Origin of the sequence: Janthinobacterium sp. (assembly GCF_031995485.1) — a bacterium.
Classification (GTDB): Bacteria; Pseudomonadota; Gammaproteobacteria; order Burkholderiales; family Burkholderiaceae_D; genus Janthinobacterium.
The window spans coordinates 31,730-49,748 of record NZ_DAMAGB010000025.1; the positions used below are offsets into that span (position 1 = coordinate 31,730).

15 protein-coding genes are annotated in these 18,019 nt (G+C 64.4%); 12 read left to right on the forward strand and 3 right to left on the reverse strand.

All coding sequences use genetic code 11. The annotated features are described in order from the left end of the window. The first annotated feature begins 9 nt into the window (after positions 1 to 9). From secF to RTQ46_RS15005, 4 genes are all read left to right on the forward strand, one after another. Positions 10 to 1,032 (forward strand): protein translocase subunit SecF, encoded by a 1,023-nt coding sequence (gene secF / locus RTQ46_RS14990; RefSeq protein ID WP_312437745.1) that lies wholly within the window; start codon positions 10 to 12, stop codon positions 1,030 to 1,032. Positions 1,033 to 1,097: 65 nt separating this feature from the next. Continuing rightward, the gene (locus RTQ46_RS14995; protein WP_312437746.1) at positions 1,098 to 1,796 is read left to right on the forward strand and encodes a YafY family protein; all 699 of its coding nucleotides are present in this window, start codon (positions 1,098 to 1,100) and stop codon (positions 1,794 to 1,796) included. 73 nt (positions 1,797 to 1,869) lie between these two features. Continuing rightward, on the forward strand, positions 1,870 to 2,487 hold the full coding sequence (locus RTQ46_RS15000; RefSeq protein ID WP_312437747.1) for a glutathione S-transferase family protein: 618 nt from the start codon (positions 1,870 to 1,872) through the stop codon (positions 2,485 to 2,487). 189 nt (positions 2,488 to 2,676) lie between these two features. Further along, entirely contained in the window at positions 2,677 to 2,841 is a 165-nt protein-coding gene (locus RTQ46_RS15005; RefSeq protein ID WP_312437749.1) for a hypothetical protein, read from the forward strand. On the opposite strand, the gene RTQ46_RS15010 is transcribed toward RTQ46_RS15005, so the two are convergent. The 3 genes from RTQ46_RS15010 to RTQ46_RS15020 all read right to left on the reverse strand — a co-directional run bounded on the left by RTQ46_RS15010 (position 2,835) and on the right by RTQ46_RS15020 (position 4,576). Further along, positions 2,835 to 3,683 carry an HDOD domain-containing protein gene (locus tag RTQ46_RS15010; protein ID WP_312437751.1) on the reverse strand — a complete coding sequence of 283 codons (849 nt, stop codon included), beginning with the start codon at positions 3,681 to 3,683 and terminating at the stop codon, positions 2,835 to 2,837. The genes RTQ46_RS15005 and RTQ46_RS15010 overlap by 7 nt on opposite strands. Positions 3,684 to 3,853: 170 nt before the next feature. Continuing rightward, a complete protein-coding gene (locus RTQ46_RS15015) occupies positions 3,854 to 4,141 on the reverse strand; it encodes a hypothetical protein (RefSeq protein ID WP_312437753.1) in 288 nt (95 codons plus the stop codon). A gap of 45 nt (positions 4,142 to 4,186) precedes the next feature. Beyond that, complete coding sequence (locus RTQ46_RS15020) at positions 4,187 to 4,576, reverse strand: MarR family transcriptional regulator (protein ID WP_312437754.1); 390 nt, start codon at positions 4,574 to 4,576, stop codon at positions 4,187 to 4,189. A gap of 142 nt (positions 4,577 to 4,718) precedes the next feature. Here RTQ46_RS15020 and RTQ46_RS15025 point away from each other — a divergent pair, with 142 nt between their 5' ends. The 8 genes from RTQ46_RS15025 to RTQ46_RS15060 all read left to right on the forward strand — a co-directional run bounded on the left by RTQ46_RS15025 (position 4,719) and on the right by RTQ46_RS15060 (position 17,941). Next, a complete protein-coding gene (locus RTQ46_RS15025; protein ID WP_312437756.1) occupies positions 4,719 to 5,663 on the forward strand; it encodes a helix-turn-helix domain-containing protein in 945 nt (314 codons plus the stop codon). A gap of 153 nt (positions 5,664 to 5,816) precedes the next feature. Continuing rightward, positions 5,817 to 7,058, forward strand: a complete 1,242-nt coding sequence (astC, locus tag RTQ46_RS15030) for an acetylornithine/succinylornithine family transaminase (RefSeq protein ID WP_312437757.1) — start codon at positions 5,817 to 5,819, stop codon at positions 7,056 to 7,058. Positions 7,059 to 7,145: 87 nt separating this feature from the next. Further along, positions 7,146 to 8,177, forward strand: coding sequence for an arginine N-succinyltransferase (locus tag RTQ46_RS15035; protein WP_312437759.1), 1,032 nt, complete (start codon positions 7,146 to 7,148; stop codon positions 8,175 to 8,177). A 12-nt stretch (positions 8,178 to 8,189) separates the two neighbouring features. Next, positions 8,190 to 9,239, forward strand: coding sequence for an arginine N-succinyltransferase (astA, locus tag RTQ46_RS15040; RefSeq protein ID WP_312437761.1), 1,050 nt, complete (start codon positions 8,190 to 8,192; stop codon positions 9,237 to 9,239). Further along, the gene (gene astD, locus RTQ46_RS15045; RefSeq protein WP_312437763.1) at positions 9,232 to 10,722 is read left to right on the forward strand and encodes a succinylglutamate-semialdehyde dehydrogenase; all 1,491 of its coding nucleotides are present in this window, start codon (positions 9,232 to 9,234) and stop codon (positions 10,720 to 10,722) included. The genes astA and astD overlap by 8 nt, the downstream gene beginning before the upstream one ends. Before the next feature lie 9 nt (positions 10,723 to 10,731). After that, positions 10,732 to 12,072, forward strand: coding sequence for an N-succinylarginine dihydrolase (astB, locus tag RTQ46_RS15050; protein WP_312437765.1), 1,341 nt, complete (start codon positions 10,732 to 10,734; stop codon positions 12,070 to 12,072). 155 nt (positions 12,073 to 12,227) lie between these two features. After that, positions 12,228 to 16,925, forward strand: a complete 4,698-nt coding sequence (locus RTQ46_RS15055) for an NAD-glutamate dehydrogenase domain-containing protein (protein ID WP_312437766.1) — start codon at positions 12,228 to 12,230, stop codon at positions 16,923 to 16,925. Continuing rightward, on the forward strand, positions 16,925 to 17,941 hold the full coding sequence (locus RTQ46_RS15060; protein WP_312437768.1) for a succinylglutamate desuccinylase: 1,017 nt from the start codon (positions 16,925 to 16,927) through the stop codon (positions 17,939 to 17,941). Before RTQ46_RS15055 ends, RTQ46_RS15060 begins: the two co-directional genes overlap by 1 nt. The last annotated feature ends 78 nt before the right edge of the window (positions 17,942 to 18,019 follow it).

The following is an 18,019-nucleotide window of genomic DNA, read 5'->3' on the forward strand; positions in this document are numbered from 1 at the left end:
GAGGATTTCATGGAATTTTTCCGGATCAAAAAAGATATTCCCTTCATGCGCCATGCGTTGATTTTCAACGTGATTTCGGCCCTGACATTTGTGGCTGCCGTGTTCTTCCTGGTGCACAAGGGCTTGCACCTGTCGGTCGAATTCAAGGGCGGCACGGTGATGGAGGTCAAGTACCCGAAAGCGGCCAACCTGGAAGGCATTCGCCAGACCTTGATCAAGATGGGCTATGAAGAGCCGGGCGTGACCAGCTTCGACACGGCGCGCGACGTGATGATCCGCCTGCCGGTGGAAAAAGGCGTGTCCGCCGCCAATACCTCGCTGCGCGTGTTCGAAACGCTGTGCAAGGTCGAGCAGGGCAGCACCAAGGCCATCGACACCGTCACCGAAAAAGGCGAGCATGTGCTGAAAAGCGCCTGCGTGGATGCGGCCGGCAGTGAAGCGCTGGTGATGCAAAAGGTTGAATTCGTCGGCCCGCAAGTGGGCGAGGAACTGGCGCAGAACGGCCTGAACGCGCTGGTGATGGTAATTATCGGCGTCATGATCTACCTGGCGATCCGCTTCGAATGGAAGTACGCGGTGTCGGCCATCGTCGCCAACCTGCACGACGTGGTGATCATCCTGGGCTTCTTCGCCTTCTTCCAGTGGGAATTCTCGCTGACGGTACTGGCGGCGATCCTGGCCGTGCTCGGCTACTCCGTCAATGAATCGGTGGTGATCTTTGACCGTATCCGCGAAAACTTCCGCAAGCAGCGCAAGGCGTCGGTGCATGAAGTGATTGACAACGCGATCACCAGTACCATCTCGCGTACCATCATCACCCACGGCTGTACCCAGATGATGGTGCTGTCGATGCTGTTCTTCGGCGGCCAGACCCTGCACCATTTCGCCATCGCGCTGACCATCGGTATCTGCTTCGGTATTTATTCGTCCGTATTCGTGGCCGCCGCGATCGCCATGTGGCTGGGCGTCAAGCGCGAAGACCTGATCAAGCCGGTCAAGGAAAAAGACGAAACCGACGGCGCCGTGGTGTAAGCCTTCAATCTTGATTTGCCAGAACGGTCACCGCAGGGTGGCCGTTTTTTTTGGGAGTACCTACCATGAGCCGCAGCAGCCGTTTGATCTTGCTGATGGACGCCATGCGCGCAAAACGGGTGCCGGTCACGGCGGCGCAGCTGGCGCAGCAGCTGAATGTTTCCGAACGCACCATCTACCGCGATATCCAGACCCTGGCCGAACTGGGCGCGCCGCTGCAGGGCGAGGCCGGCATCGGCTATGTGCTGCGCCGCGGCGCCTTCTTGCCACCCCTGATGTTCGATGCGGACGAGCTTGAAGCGCTGGTGCTGGGCGCGCGCTGGGTGCGCCGCCAGGGCGATGCGGCGCTGTCGCAGGCGGCCAGCAATGCGCTGGCCAAGATCGCCGCCGCTTCGCCGCGCGACTTGCGCGACAGCATGGCCGAGACCAGCCTGTGGGTGCCGCTGGGACCGGCGGCCCATGGCGGTGCCCCGGCCGACCGCTTCGTGCAGCCGGTGCGCGAGGCGATCCGCCATGAATGCAAGCTCACCCTGGGCTATCAGGACGAGCACGGCAGCGTCACGGCACGTACCGTGTGGCCGTTTGCGCTGGCCTATTTCGAGGGCAAGCGCCTGCTGGCGGCCTGGTGCGAACTGCGCCGCGACTACCGCCATTTCCGCATCGACCGCATCGCCAGTGTGGACAGTGGCGAGCGCTACACCCGGCGCCGGCATGAACTGCTGACAGTGTGGCGCAAGATGTACGATATCGACCCTGAAACATAGTGTGGGCTACTGACAAAAACTGTCAGTGCCCGCTCGTACCATGGTGACTTCTTCACTGACCGGAGTGTCCACCATGCGCCTGTATCACAACCCCATGTCGTCCAATGCCCGCCGCACCCTGATGACGGCGATCCACCTCGACCTGCCGGTGGAACTGGCCGAGGTCGACCTGATGAACATGGACGACCGCCGCCGCCTGGGCGAACTCAATCCCAACGTCAAGGTGCCGGTGCTGGCCGACGGCACCTTTTTGCTGTGGGAATCGTGCGCCATCATGCACTACCTGGCCGGCAAGGCGCCGGGCCAGACCCTGTACCCGGAAGCGGCCCAGGCGCGCGCCGATGTCGACCGCTGGATGTTCTGGTGTGCGCAGCATTTCGCGCCCGCGATTGCCGTGTTGACCTGGGAACGGGCATGGAAGGGCATGACGGGCTGCGGCGACGCCGATCCGCTGGAGGTGGCGCGCGGCGAACGCGAACTGGCCGAATGCGCCTTCGTGCTGGACAATCACCTGGCCGGACGCAGCTGGGTCTGCGGCGACAGCCTGACTCTGGCCGACTTCGCGCTGGCCGCACCGATGATGTACAGCGACAAGGTCGCATTGCCGCTGGCACAGTACGACCATCTGCAAGCCTGGTTCGCGCGCGTGCAGCAGCTGCCGGCGTGGCAGGAGACCAATCCGCTGTGGTGAGACGATACTGTTGCTTTAAGTGAGGCAGCGCACGGAGCGCACCCAAGCCCGCGCCTAAGATGGAACTGTCTCTTTCAGGACATCCCTAGCTTTGGACTTTGCCCGCTTTCGAGCGGGCTTTTTTTTTGCTGCTTGAAAAGTTGACAAGTGCCTGCATCTGGGCAGCATTCGACCACGACAAGGAATGCCATGTTCTTTCCACGCCATCCCAAACCCCTGCTCAGTACCAAGGCCGTCGCCACGCAAGTGGTGCAACAGCGGCAGCGCACGCCGGCGGTGGACAAACATGTATTGATTGTCGAGACCGCCAAGGCAGTACCGGCGCCAGTGGCGCCGGTCAAGAAAGATCAGTGAACCAGCACGTGCAGCAGCGACTGCACTTCCTCGTCGGCATCGGCCAGGATGCTCGACAGCGTTTCCTGGTCGCCGATCAGGCAGTCGATGCTGCGCGCAGCGCGGGCGTTGCGCACCGCAATCGCAGCCGGGCTTTCATTGAGCGGTGACGCCACCGGCGCCAGGTCGTTGGCCAGCAGCAGGGTGTCGCCCAGCGATTCGGGGGGAATTGCGCGCAGGCCTTCCCACAGCGAGCCGATGGCATTCATGACCGCCTCCGGTACTTTCAGCTTGGACAGCACGCCATGGCCGATCGCCTGCTCGCCATGTTCGATCCATTCCTGCGGTTCGCCATCGAGCAGGCCCGGAAATTCGGCCGCGCGCGACAGCAGATAAAAGCCGCCCACTTCATGCATGATGCCGGAAAACAGGGCGGTGTCGGCATCGACACGGGTCACGCGCCGCGCGATCACCTGCGACAGCGCCGCCACGTGGGCCGTATGCTCCCACAGCTGGGCGGCTTTCGCTTGCAGCACCGGGTCGGTAATCGTGCTGCCCAGCTGGCGCACGATCAGGGAGGCCACCACCGATTGCAAGGTGCGCACGCCAAGGCGCTGCACGGCATTGCGCACGCTGGTAATTTCGATGCCGGAGCGGTTGAAGGCAGCCGAATTGGCGATCGCCACCGTGCGCGCGGCCAGCAGCGGGTCGGCCTGCACCAGCTTGGCGGCCGCTTCGATATGGCATTCGGGATCGGCCAGCGCCTGCTGCAGCTTGAGCGAAGCGTCCACGTTGGCAGGGAAAGTGAGCTCGCCACGGCCAGCGAGTGCGGCGATACTTTTAAAGGCGTCGAGTCTGTTCATCGAAAAAATTATACTCGCAATATTTCTTTGCGGAACTTTTTCAACTTGATTTTTTCGCAAACAGGCCGTAGGTCGGATTAGGGCGAAGCCCGTAATCCGACAACATTGTTGGCGTCTCCGCTGTTGTCGGATTACGCGGCTTCGCCGCTCATCCGACCTACGCCTGCACCTTACTCCAGGACCTCGGAAAAGATCGCATCGCAGCCTTCGACCAGCTCATCGCTGTCTTCCAGCTCGTCCGTCAGCCCCAGGTCGAACAGTTCCTCGACCGCGTTCATGAAGCTGTTGTGTTTGGTTGCGCCGATCAGGCGGTAGATTTCGCCGTCTTCGTTGCGCACGCCGATGATCAGTTTTTCCTGGCGTACCAGTTCCGGCGTGCTGGCGTTGAGCAGCAGGTTGCCGATGATGTGTTTATCGAAATGCGCGGGTTTTTTGCCGTCGAGCAGGGAGGTTTTCAACTTGATTTCCTTTGGATATTTTTTGGATGCTTGCTTGATGAGTTTTCAGCTGTGGCCGTTTGCTATGGCCTGTTTCAGTCCCGCCAGGGTGGTTTCCAGTCGAACGAAATCGTCTTCGGTATAGCCGTCAAACAGGCGTTGCCCTTGCTTTGTCAGCTTGGGAAACACGTCATGAAATACTTGCTCGCCTTCATCGCTCAGGCGCACCGAGTACGAGCGCTTGTCGTGCGGGCAGCGTTCGCGCCGGACCAGTCCTTTTTGTTCCAGGCGTTCAATGACGCCTGTCAGCGTGCCCTTGGTAATCAGGGTTTTCTGCCCCAGTTCCTTGTAGGGCATGCCGCAGGTATTGCCCAGCGTGGCGATAATGTCGAACTGCGCATGCGTCAGGCCGTACTGGCGCACGAAGTCGCTCGAAAAGCGCTCGAAGCCTTGCATGCATTCGGCCAGCAGCCGGATACTTTTTAAATATCGTTCACCCATAGGCCGTGATTATATCCTTCTGTCCGGCTTTTTTCCGGCACCCCCGAACTCCGGTATCATGTGGGCACTCCAGCTCTTGCCCTGACTCCATCTGCCGATGTCCTTTGCCAATCTCTCCCGTATCGGCCTCGACAAACCGTTGCGCCTGCTGCTGATCCATGCCGGCGATGCCGCGTCGATCACGTGGGCGGGCCTGGTGCAGCCGCTGCGCCTGTGCGCGCGGGCGCTGGGTCCGCAAGCGTTCCAGCTCGAGATCCGCACCCCCGAACAGGTGGCGGCGCAGGGCGGCAACTGGCATGTGGCGCTGCTGGTGGCCGACGAGACCGAAGCGCCGTTGCCGGCCGAGCTGTGCCGCGCCGTGATCGAGCGCTGCCGCTCGGCGCCGTTCTGGGGCGGGGTGGGCGCAGCCGTGCTGTGGCTGGCCGACGCGGGCGTGATGGACGGCGTGCGCATCGCGCTGCCATGGGCGCTGTACGCCGATGCGGAGGCCAAGGCCGAGCGCGCCATCCTGACGCCGCATCTGTTCGATATCGACGGCCCCCATGTCACCTGCTGCGGCGGCGCGGCCAGCATCGATTTTTCACTGACCCTGATCGACACCATCTTTGGCGCCGACGCCCAGGCATTGGTCAAGGAAGCGCTGTGCGTGGACAAGGTGCGTGGCAAGGAGGAGCGCCAGCGGGTGGCGCTGCAGGCGCGCTTCGGCGTGCTGCAGCCGAAACTGTCGGAAGCGGTGACGTTAATGGAAACCAATATCGAGGAACCGCTGTCCACTGACGATATCGCCAGCCTGGTCGGCCTGTCGCGGCGCCAGCTGGAACGGCTGTTCAAGCAGTACCTGGGCAGCCTGCCGTCGCGCTACTACCTGGAGCTGCGGCTGCAGCGCGCACGGCAACTGTTGTTGGATACGCATTATTCCATCGTGCAGGTAGGGCTGATGTGCGGCTTTTCGTCGGGTTCGCATTTTTCCACCGCGTTCGGTACCCTGTTCGGCAATACCCCGCGCGAAGAGCGACAACGCAAACTGATGCCGCCAGGATAGATTTCATCAGGGCTGCCACGGGTTTTTGATGTGATGAATTGTGAAAATCCTTGTCGCAGATTCAAAAGAGTTTTAGCATCCCGCTTTTTATAATGCAGTACACGCGCAGCTGTCGTAGCTGCGGGAGTACCTAACATATTGATGGGGAATGCTATGAATGCCAAGCTTGATTCGACCGTAACGGCTCGTCCAGTCACCCGCGAAACCTATGATCAGGTTCTCGTTCCCACCTACGCTCCCGCTGCCATGGTACCCGTGCGCGGCGCCGGCCTCGATCTGTGGGACCAGTCCGGCAAGCATTACCTCGATTTCACCTCCGGCATCGCCGTCAACAGCCTCGGCCACTGCCATCCGGCACTGGTCGAAGTGCTGACCAAACAGATCAATACCCTGTGGCACCTGGGCAATGGCTATACCAACGAGCCGGTGCTGCGCCTGGCGCAAGCGCTGACGGAAGCGACCTTTGCCGACCGCGCCTTCTTCTGCAACTCGGGCGCGGAAGCCAATGAAGCGGCGCTGAAACTGGCGCGCAAATATGCGCACACCAAGTTTGGTGCGCACAAGTCGCGCATCATCTCGTGCTTCAGCTCCTTCCACGGCCGCACACTGTTCACGGTGTCCGTGGGCGGCCAGTCCAAATACACGGAAGGCTTCGAGCCGCTGCCGCCATCGATCGACCATATCGCCTACAACGATATCGAAGCGGCGCGCGCCGCCATCGGTGACGATGTGTGCGCGGTGATCGTCGAGCCGGTGCAAGGCGAAGGCGGCGTGGTGCCAGGCAATCCGGAATTCCTCAAGGAACTGCGCGCGCTGTGCGACAAGACCGGCGCCCTGCTGATTTTCGACGAAGTGCAGTGCGGCATGGGTCGTACCGGCGCGCTGTTCGCCTATATGGGCTATGGCGTCACGCCGGACATCCTGACGGCCGCCAAGGCGCTGGGCAACGGCTACCCGATCGGCGCCATGCTGACCACCGACGAGCTGGCGCAGACGCTGGGCGTCGGCACCCATGGCACCACCTACGGCGGCAACCCGCTGGCCACCACCGTGGCGTTGAAAGTGCTGGAAACGATCAACACGCCGGCCTTTTTGGCGCGCGTGAAAGAGGCCAGCGTCAATACCATCGCCATGCTCGAAGGCCTGATCAACGACTACCCGCAAGTATTTTCGGCGGTGCGCGGCAGCGGCTTGCTGCTGGGCCTGGTCGTCAGCGATGCCTGGAAAGGCCGCGCCAAGGACATCCAGAAGGCCGCCGAAGCACAGGGCCTGATGGTCTTGATCGCCGGCATGGACGTGGTGCGCCTGGCGCCGGCGCTGATCGTGTCGGATGAACAGATTGCCGAGGCGGGCCGCCTGCTGCGCGCCGGCATCGACGGCCTGCTCAAGGCGTAAGCCGGCCAGACACCGCAGCATCACTTCACCGGCCCGCCGCCTTTGCCGCGGGCCGGCCCGGTTTTACCCTGTGATTAAGGAGTCTCCATGTATGTTGTCCGTCCGGTAGAAATTGCGGATATTGCAGCCCTCGAAGCGCTGGCCGCGATCACCATGCCGGGTGTCCATACCCTGCCGAAGACGCGCGAGAAAATCGCCGCTTCCGTCGAGCGCTCCATCGCCTCGTTTGCCGCCCATGTCGACATCCCCAGCGAAGAATCGTATCTGTTCGTGCTCGAATCGCTGGCCGACAACACCATCTTCGGCACGGCCGCCATCTTTGCTTCGGCCGGCTCGAACGGCACCTATTTTTCCTTTCGCAACGACGTCATCCAGCAAGTCTCGCGCGACCTGAACATCAGCCACAGCGTGCATGCGCTGACGCTGTGTTCGGAGCTGACGGCGTACTCGCAGCTGTCCGGCTTCTATGTGCGCAACATGGAGCAGGCGGGCCTGGAAGCGGCGCTGCTGTCGCGCGCGCGGCTGCTGTTTGCCGTGCTGGCGCCGCACCGTTTCGGCGACCGCTTCTTCGTGCCGCTGGCCGGCATCACCGATGGCGACGGCCAGTCGCCGTTCTGGGATGCGCTGGGCCGCAAGTTCTTCCAGATGGATTTTCTCGATGCGGAAAAAGTCATCGGCGGCGCGCGCAACCGCACCCTGATTGTCGAGCTGATGCCGCATTACCCGGTGTATGTGCCGCTGCTGCCCGGCGACGCGCAGGCGGCCATGGGCCAGATCCATCCGAGCGGCGAACTGGCGTTCAACCTGCTGACCGAAGAAGGCTTTGAAGCGGACGACTATATCGACATTTTCGACGGCGGCCCGATCCTGCAAGCGCACAAGAATTCGCTGCGCTCGTTTACGGGTTCGCTCACGCGCAAGGTCACGCAAGGCATCACCCCCAGCCGCACCGGCCTGAAAGTCAATTACGCGATCGCGTCCGGCGCCGAGCACAACTTCCGCGCCGTCACGTTTGCCTGCGATGCGCTCGAAGCGCAAGAGACGGTGGGCCTGCCCGCCGAGCTGCTCGATGCCCTGGCGGTAGCCGCCGGCGACAGCGTCATCTGCGTGCGCATCTAACCGAGGAATCCTATGCTAGTAGTTCGCGCCATCAATGCCTCCGACCTCGACGCCCTGTACGGCCTGGCCAGCGAAGTCGGCACCGGCATGACCACCCTGAAGCCCGACATGACCATGCTGGGCGACCGGCTGGCGATTGCCTGCGCCTCGTTTGCCGGCACCATCCCGCCCGAAAAGCGCGACTATATGTTCGTCATGGAGGACACCGACACGGGCCGCCTGGCTGGCGTGTGCGCGATCAAGGGCGCGGTCGGCCTGGACGAGCCGTTCTATAACTACCGCATCGGCACGCTGGTCCATTCCAGCCGCGAACTCGATGTCTTTACGCGCATGGAAACGCTGTACCTGTCGAACGACCTGACGGGCAGTACCGAACTGTGTTCGCTGTTTTTGCACCCCGACTACCGCAGCGGCAACAACGGCAAGCTGCTGTCGAAAAGCCGTTTCCTGTTCATCGCCCAGTTCCCGCAGCTGTTCACGGAAAAGCTGATCGCCGAAATGCGCGGCTACCAGGCCCAGGACGGCAGCTCGCCGTTCTACGAAGGCCTGGGCCGTCACTTTTTCAAGATGGATTTCCATCATGTCGACGATCTGACCAGCCTGGGCAAGAAATCGTTTATCGCCGAGCTGATGCCGCGCCAGCCGATGTACGTGGCCTACCTGCCCGACGAAGCGCAGGAGGTGATCGGCAAGGTTCATCTGAGCACGGCGCCGGCGCGCCGCCTGCTGGAGCAGGAGGGCTTGCACTTCGAAGGCTATGTCGACATTTTCGACGCCGGCCCGGTGCTGCAGGCGCGCGTGTCGGAACTGCGCGCCATGCGCGACAGCCTGCCGGCCGTGCTCGACGCGCAGGCCGGCGCGGACTGCGCGATGCCGGCCGAGAGCGAGCCTTACCTGGTGTCGAACACCGATCTGAAGGATTTCCGCATGATCGTCACCGAAGCCACGCCGCAGGGCGGCAAGCTGGCACTCAGTGACGATGAACTGCATCTGCTGCGCTGCCAGCACGGCGACACTGTGCGCACGCTGTCACTCAACCCGAGGAAGCATACCCATGTCTGAAAAATTCAACGCATCCGCCGCACCATCGAACTTCATCAACGGCGCCTGGCTGCCAGGCAGCGGCGCCGAACTGGTCACCATCGATCCGTCGGACGGGCGCCAGACCTGGGCCAGCCTGGCTGCCAGCGAAGCCGACGTGGAACAGGCCTGCCGCGCCGCGCGTGACGCGTTCGAGGCCTGGGCCGACACCGCGTTAGATGAGCGCATCGCCATCTGCGTGCGCTTTCGCGCCCTGCTGAAAACCAATGCCGAAGAACTGGCTTTCCTGATTTCCGAAGAAGTCGGCAAGCCGCTGTGGGAGTCGCGCACGGAAGTGGCCACCATGGCCAACAAGATCGATATCTCGGTGCAGTCGTATCACGCGCGCACCGGCGTCACGCAGAGCAAGATCGCCGATGGCGACGCGGTGCTGCGCCACCGCCCGCATGGCGTATTCGGCGTGTTCGGTCCGTACAATTTCCCGGGCCACCTGCCCAACGGCCACATCGTGCCGGCCCTGATCGCCGGTAACACCATCGTCTTCAAGCCCAGCGAATACGCGCCGCGCACCGCCATCAAGACCGTGCAGCTGTGGCAGCAGGCCGGCTTGCCAGATGGCGTGCTCAACCTGGTCAACGGCGCGCGCGATACCGGCGTGGCGCTGGGCGCCAACGCCTTGCTCGACGGCGTGCTGTTTACGGGGTCCTGCCAGACCGGCGTGAGTTTGCACCGCCAGTTCGGCGGCCAGCCGGGCAAGATGCTGGCGCTGGAAATGGGCGGCAACAATGCGCTGGTGGTGTGGGATATCGAGGATGTGGACGCGGCCGTCCACCACGCGATTTTTTCCGCATTCGTCTCGGCCGGCCAGCGCTGCACCTGCGCGCGCCGCCTGGTGGTGCAGGACAACGCTGCCGGCGCCGCGTTTGTTGAACGCCTGGTGGAAGTGGCGGGCAAGCTGGGCCTGGGCGCCTCGAACGCCCAGCCCGAACCGTTCATGGGCCCCGTGGTCTCCGCCGCGGTCGCCAAACGCCTGGTGCAGGCGCAGGCCGACATGGTGGCCAGGGGCGGCACCACGCTGCTGCAGATGCGCCAGCTGAACCCCGAGGCAGGCTTTGTCACGGCCGGCATCGTCGATGTCACCCACGCGAAAGGCATCCCTGACGAAGAGTGGTTCGGCCCCCTGCTGCAGGTGATCCGCGTGAGCAGTTTCGACGCGGCCCTGAAGGTGGCCAACGCCACCGACTTCGGCCTGGCGGCGGCGCTGCTGTCGGACGACGCGGCGCTGTGGCAGCGCTTCCAGACGCGCGCGCGCGCCGGCATCATCAACTGGAACCGCCCGACCACGGGCGCGGCCAGCACGGCGCCGTTCGGCGGCATCGGCCAGTCCGGCAACCACCGTCCGAGCGCCTATTACGCGGCCGATTACTGCGCCTATCCGGTCGCCTCGATCGAGAACAGCACGCTGGCCATGCCGGCCAAGCTGTCGCCCGGTCTGAATTTCTAAGGAGTTTCCATGCACGGCACGCGCGAATACAATTTTGACGGCCTGGTCGGCCCCTCGCACAACTACGCGGGACTCTCGTTCGGCAATGTCGCCTCGTTCAGCAATGTAAAGAGCGCGTCGAACCCGAAGCAGGCCGCCCTGCAGGGCCTGGCCAAGATGCGCGCGCTGGCCGCGCGCGGCTTTGCGCAGGCGCTGCTGCCGCCGCAGGACCGGCCCAACTTCCGCCTGCTGCGCGCGATCGGTTTTACCGGCAGCGACGCCGAAGTACTGGCGCGCGCCTACAGGGAGTCGCCGGTGATCCTGGCTTGCGCGTATTCCGCGTCGCCCATGTGGACGGCGAACGCCGCCACCGTCAGCCCGTCGGCCGATACCGCCGACGGGCGGGTGCACTTTACGGCTGCCAACCTGAACAACAAGCTGCACCGCGCCTTCGAGCATGCGCAGTCGGCGCGCAGCCTGCGCGCCATCTTCGGCGACGAGCAGCACTTTGCCGTGCACGACGCGCTGCCCTCGACGCCGGCGTTTGGCGACGAAGGCGCGGCCAACCACACACGCCTGGGCGCCTCGCACGGCGCCGCGTCGGTGGAGCTGTTCGTGTATGGCCGGGTGGAGTTCGACCCGTCGGCGCCCAGCCCGAAACGCTATCCGGCACGCCAGACGCTGGAAGCGTCGCAGGCCGTGGCGCGCCTGCACGGGCTGGAGGCGAAACGCACGGTCTGCGTGCAGCAGAACCCGGACGTGATCGACCAGGGCGTGTTCCACAACGACGTGATCGCGGTCGGCAACGGCAATGTGCTGTTCTACCACGAGCAGGCGTTTGCCGATGAAGAGGCGAGCCTGTCGCAGATACGCCGCGCACTGGCGGACGTTGGTGCAGACCTGGCGGCGGTGCGGGTTGACACGGGCCAGGTGCCGATTACGGATGCGGTAACCAGCTACCTGTTCAACAGCCAGCTGCTCACCAAAGAAGACGGCCGGATGGCGCTGGTGATCCCGCAGGAGTGCCAGGAAAACAAGGCGGTGTCGCGCTATCTGGAAAGCCTGGTGGCCAGCAACGCGCCGATCGACGAGCTGATTCATTTCGATCTGCGCCAGAGCATGCGCAATGGCGGTGGCCCGGCCTGCCTGCGTTTGCGGGTCGCCCTGTCCGAACGGGAGGCGCGCGCCATGCACCAGGGTGTGATCATGACGGAAGCGCTGTACCATAGGCTGGTGGCGTGGGTGGAAAAGCACTACCGCGACCATCTGGAGCCGTCCGACCTGGCAGATCCGCAGCTGGCGCTGGAAGTGCACGCCGCGCTTGAAGAATTGACGGTCATCCTCAACTTACCGGGATTGTACGATTTGTAGAAGACGCAACAAGCAGAAAAACACCACCCGAGACCAGACACGCCCTACCTGATAAAAGAATTGGACGGGCCAACCCCGCCCTTTGACAGCACCGCCGGCCAGCCACAAGCCCGCACGGCGGCGCTGCACACACACTACCGACATGGAGATGCAAGATGAATCACACGCCACAAGATTTGCGCACGCAAACGCTGCAACTGGTGCAGGCCAGCGCGGCCAGCCAACCCGTCACCGACCTGGTACAGGCCTGGCTCGACTCGCTCGACGCGGAAGACCTGGCCGATATCGCGCCTGACAGCCTGGCGCCGGTGCTGGTGGACGGCTTCACGCAGGCCGCCACGCGCACCAGCGACGGCTGCCAGATCGCCACCTTGCGCTACGCCGACGGCCGTGGCGGCATGGCCAGTGCCTTGCTGATCCTGAACCAGGACATGCCTTACCTGGTCGACTCCATCGTGATGGCCATGCGCCGCCAGCACCTGGCCGTGCGCGGCGTGATGAATACCGTGCTGCCGGTACGCCGTGCCGGTGACGGCAGCGTGGAAGCGGTGCGCCAGCCAGGCGACCCGCTCGAATCGTATGTGCTGGTGCTGCTGGACGAAGAGCTGGCGCCGGACGCGCAGGCCGCGCTGATCGCCGCGCTGGAAATGGTGGCGCGCGACGCCGCCGTGGTGCGCCGCGACAGCGCCGCCATGGGCGAACGCCTGGCCGCCGTGGCCGCAGCTACCCAGGGCGAAGAAGGACTGGAAGTGGCGGCATTCCTGGAATGGGCGCGCAGCGGCGGTTTTGAAGTGTTCGGCTATGGCTATTACCGCGTCAAGCCGGGCGTGCGTGAACTGGAGCGAGACCTGGCCAGCCGCATCGGCGTGCTGCAGGACACCACGCATCCGGTCTACGACACCAGCCTGGCCAATATCCCGGGCGACTTCGATACCCTGGCCAAGCGCGAATCTGCCCTGTCCATCGTCAAGGCCGACGTGGCCGGCACCCTGCACCGCGACCAGCAGCTCGACTTCATCGGCGTGCGCGACACCGACGCACAGGGCACGATCCTCGGCGAACATTGTTTCGTCGGCCTGTTTACCCGCGCCGGCAATTCCACCCCGCTGGCTGCGCTGCCGTTTGCGCGCGGCCGCGTGACCAAGGTACTGAGCCTGGCCGGCGTGCGCCAGCAGGGCTTCCGTGCCGAAAAATTCCGTGAAATCCTCGAGTCCCTGCCGCGCACCGAAGCGCTGGAAGCGGACCTCGACTGGCTGGCGCAGGTCTGCGGCGCCGTCGTCTCGCTGTACAAGCAGCCGCGCACCAAGGTGTTTGCGCGCCGCGACGTGTATGCGCGCCACCTGAATGTGCTGGTCTACCTGCCGCGCGAGCGCTACAGCGCCAGCGTCGCCAGCGCGCTGGCCAAAGCCCTGAAAACCAGTTCCGGCGCCACCCACGTCAGCACGCAGACCCTGGTGGCCGATGGCCCGCTGGCACGCGTCTACCTGATCGCCCACGCCGCGCGCTATCCGCTGGACCTGGAAACCGATATCGAACAGCCGCTCTTGGGCGTGCTCGATGGCTGGCACAACGGCTTTGCGGCCGTCGCCGATGCGGTGCCGGACGTCGCCCTGCGGGCCAGCCTGCGCAAGCTGTGCGCCACCTTGCCGCTCGACTACGTGGCCGCCACCGCGCCAGCCGTCGCCTACCGCGACCTCGACACCATCCTGCGCAATACCGATCCGGCCAACGTGGCGGTGCGCATCGAGACCGGCCCCGTCACCACCATCCGTTTGTACTCGGCCAACCGCGTGCCGTCGCTGTCGACCATCCTGCCGGCGCTGCATAACGCGGGCGTGGCGATCGACCGCGAGCAGGCGTATTCGATCTTCTCGCCGGAAGGCACGCGCTATTTCGTCACCAGCCTGACAGTCGACGCCGACAGCGCCGCCAAGCTGGCGCAGCCGGCAGTGGTGAGCGTGGCGCAGGAGCTGTTTGCCGCGCTGTTCAACGATACGGCCGAAGACGGCCGCCTCAATGGCCTGGTCATCGAAGGCGGCCTGTCGACGCGCGAAGTGCAGCTGGTGCGCGCCTATACCAGCTACTGGCGCCAGACCGGCAGCCGCTTCTCGGTGCGCTATATCGCCGAAAGCCTGCGCCGCCAGCCGGCGCTGGTGAAAGCCCTGGTCGACGCCTTTTTGCAGCGTTTCGATCCATCGCTGTCGGACGAGCAGCATGCCGCCGCGCTGGCCACCATCACCGGCATCAAGGCCGGGCTGGCGTCGGTCAACCATGCCGATACCGAAGAAATCCTGGCCGCGCTGGCCGACCTGATGGCGGCCACCCTGCGCACCAGCTACTTCCAGAACAAGCAGGCCGGCGACAAGATCATCTTCAAGTTCGACACCAGCAGCCTGGCGCTGGTGCCGGAACCGCGTCCGTACCGCGAGATTTTCGTGTTCTCGCGCCGCTTCGAAGGCGTGCACCTGCGCGGCGGCCCGGTCGCCCGTGGCGGCCTGCGCTGGTCCGACCGCATGGAAGACTACCGCACCGAAGTGCTGGGCCTGGTGAAAGCGCAGATGGTCAAGAATGCCGTCATCGTGCCGGCCGGCGCCAAGGGCGGTTTTGTCTGCAAGCAGATGCCGAAGGACGCCGTGCGTGAAACCATCGCGGCCGAAGGCGAAGCCGTGTACCGCCTGTTCATCTCCAGCCTGCTGGAAGTGACGGACAACCGCTCGCTGGGCAATATCGTGCCGCCACAAGACACCGTGTGCTTCGATGAAGCCGACCCCTACCTGGTAGTGGCCGCCGACAAGGGCACGGCCACCTTCTCCGACATCGCCAACAGCATCGCCGTGCAGCGCGGCTTCTGGCTCGGCGACGCGTTTGCCTCGGGCGGCTCGAACGGCTACGACCACAAGAAACTGGGCATCACCGCCAAGGGTGCGTTCGAAGCCGTGAAGCGCCATTTCTATGAAATGGACCACGACATGAACACCACTCCGATCACCATGGTCGGCGTGGGCGACATGTCGGGCGACGTGTTCGGCAACGGCGTGCTGCTGTCGCGCCAGCTGAAACTGGTGGCGGCGTTCGACCACCGCCATATCTTCCTCGACCCGACACCCGATGTCGCCGTCTCGTTCGACGAACGCGCCCGCATGTTTGCCCTGCCGCGCTCGTCGTGGGAAGACTACAGCAAGGAGCTGATCTCGGAAGGCGGCGGCGTCTATCCACGCACTGCGCGCACGATCGAACTGTCGCCGCAGATCCGCGCCGCACTCGATATCGCGGAAACGTCCTTGCCGCCGGAAGAGCTGATGCACCGCATATTGAAAGCGCCGGTGGACCTGTTCTACAACGGCGGCATCGGCACCTACATCAAGGCCTCGACCGAAACCCACGCGCAGGTAAAAGACCGCGCCAACGACAATATCCGCGTCAACGGCAACGAGCTGCGCGTGAAAGTGGTGGCCGAAGGCGGCAACCTGGGTGCGACGCAGGCGGGCCGCATCGAATTCGCGCTGGCCGGCGGCCGCATCTTTACCGATGCGATCGACAACTCGGCCGGCGTGGATTGCTCGGACCATGAAGTCAACGTGAAAATCTGGCTGGACGTGGAAGTCAATGCCGGCAAGCTGGCCGAAGAGGAACGCAACCGCGAGCTGTATGCGATGACGGACGACGTCGAGCGCCTGGTCCTGCGCGACAACACGCAGCAGACGCACTTGCTGGTGCGCGAACTGCAGGCGCAAAGCGAGGACGCGGTGCAGGACGGCTATGCCGCGCTGATCGCCAGCCTGGAAGAAGAGGGCGCCCTGTCGCGCGACCTGGAGCAGCTGCCGGCGGTGGCCGAACTGGCGCGCCGCAAAGTGGACGGCCGTGGCCTGACCACGCCGGAACTGGCGGTGGTGATCGCCAACGTGAAGAACCGCTACAAGCGCATCCTGGCAACGTTGCCACTGGTCGACGCGAGCTGGGCCGAGCCGGTCCTGAAACCGTACTTCCCGTCGCTGCTGGTGGCAACGCGCTCCGCGCTCGACCATCCGCTGGCCAACGCCATCCTGGCCACCGTGCTGGCCAATGAAGTGGTCAACCGCTGCGGTCCGCTGATGCTGCGCGAGCTGGCAACCGAATACGGCGTCGAAGAGTCGGCCGTGATCCTGGCCTGGGGCCAGGCATGGGTGGCCTTGAACCTGGCGCCGGTGTTCGATGCGCTCGATGCGGAGGCCTTGATCATTCCGCGCGAGGTGTCGATCAAGGTCGATGCGCAGACACGCGCGCTGCAAAAGACCATGATCGCCGGCGTGCTGTCGGTGCCGGGCGAGCAATTGCGCGGCGCCGGCCTGGCCGAACTGACGCAGCTGTTTGGCAAGGAAGCCAAGTCCGGCCTGCTGCAGGCCGTGGGCGCGCCCTCGGAAGCGGCGCAAGTGCCCGGTTTGACGCCGGCGTTTGCCGAGGCCTGGGATGCGGTGGTAGCGCTCGACGTGGTGGCAGGCTTCCTGTTCCCGGCCCTGTCGGTGCCGCGTCCGGCTTCGATGGACCTGGCGGCGTTCCTGCAGGTGGGCCTGGCCCTGCGCAGCCAGGCCGGCATCGATACGCTCGAGCGCGGCCTGAAGCTGGCGGCGCAAGGCAAATCGCAGGAGCAGCTGCGCAGCTACGCGCAGCAGGCCCTGCGCCGCACGCAACAGCGTTTGCTGACGCAGGTGCTGGCGCGTGCCGAGCAGGGTGAGAACAATGCCGTCGATGCGGTCACCGGCGCCTTGGGCCTGTCGGCCTATGTGGCGGCAACGGAACTGGAACAGGCGATGCTCGATGTCTGGACCCTGTCCGAAACCGTCAACAAGGGCGTGCCAGCGGAAGCGGCCGCGTAATGACGGCCGACGCGACGATGGCCATGCCGGCGGGCAGCTTGCCGCCGGCCGTGCAGGCGCTGGCGCAGGCGGATTTCGGCGCGGTGGCGCAGCTGTTCGCCGACGCCGGCTTTGCGGTGGCGCTGCCGGCGCCCGGCATGCTGCAGGTAAAAGCCGCCGCGCATGACGCCAGCCGCGCCAGCGTGGTGCTGTCGGTCGGCGTGCATGGCGACGAGACGGGGCCGATCGAGGTGCTGGCCCATCTGCTCGACGCGCTGTCGCGCGACGCGCATTCCTTGGCGGTCGATCTGCTGGTGTGTGTCGGCAATGTCGATGCGATCCGCGCCGGCAAGCGTTTTATCGATGCGGACCTGAACCGCATGTTCCGTCCCGTGCGCGGTTCGCTGGCGCAGGCGGCGGAAAGCGCGCGCGCCGATGACATGATCGCCGCGACCCGTGCGTTCTTCGGCGATGCGGGACCCGTGCGCTGGCACCTGGATCTGCATACGGCCATCCGGCCGTCGGTCTACCCGACCTTTGCCATCGTGCCGGACCTGGTGGAAGAGGGCGCCAAGGCGGCACTGATCGCCTGGCTGGGCCAGGCGGCGATTGGCGCCATCGTCATGAACCCGCAGTCGGCCGGCACCTACAGCTACTACTCGGCCGAGCATTGCGGCGCGGCCGCCAGCACGGTCGAACTGGGCCGCGTTGGCACCCTGGGGCAAAATGACCTGTCGCTGTTCGACGAGGTGTCGCTGGCACTTGATGGTTTGCTGCGCGGCTTGCCGGCAAGGCCCTCCAAAACAGCACCGCATGTATTCAAGGTGGCGCAGGAAATCATCAAGCACAGCGATGAATTCCGCATGGCGTTCGACCGCAGCACGCAGAACTTCACGTCGTTGCCGCAGCATGCCGTGATTGCCAGCGATGGCGAGACGGTGTACACGGTGCGGCATGCGGAAGAGCTGGTGGTGTTCCCCAACCCGGACGTGCGCGTGGGTTTGCGCGCGGGGCTGATGGTGGTGCGCGTGGCCTGATTCTACCGGTAGCAACGTGCCGATGGCGCCAGTGCGGACATTGCCGCACTGGCGCTTTTTTTATGCTAGTTCCGCACG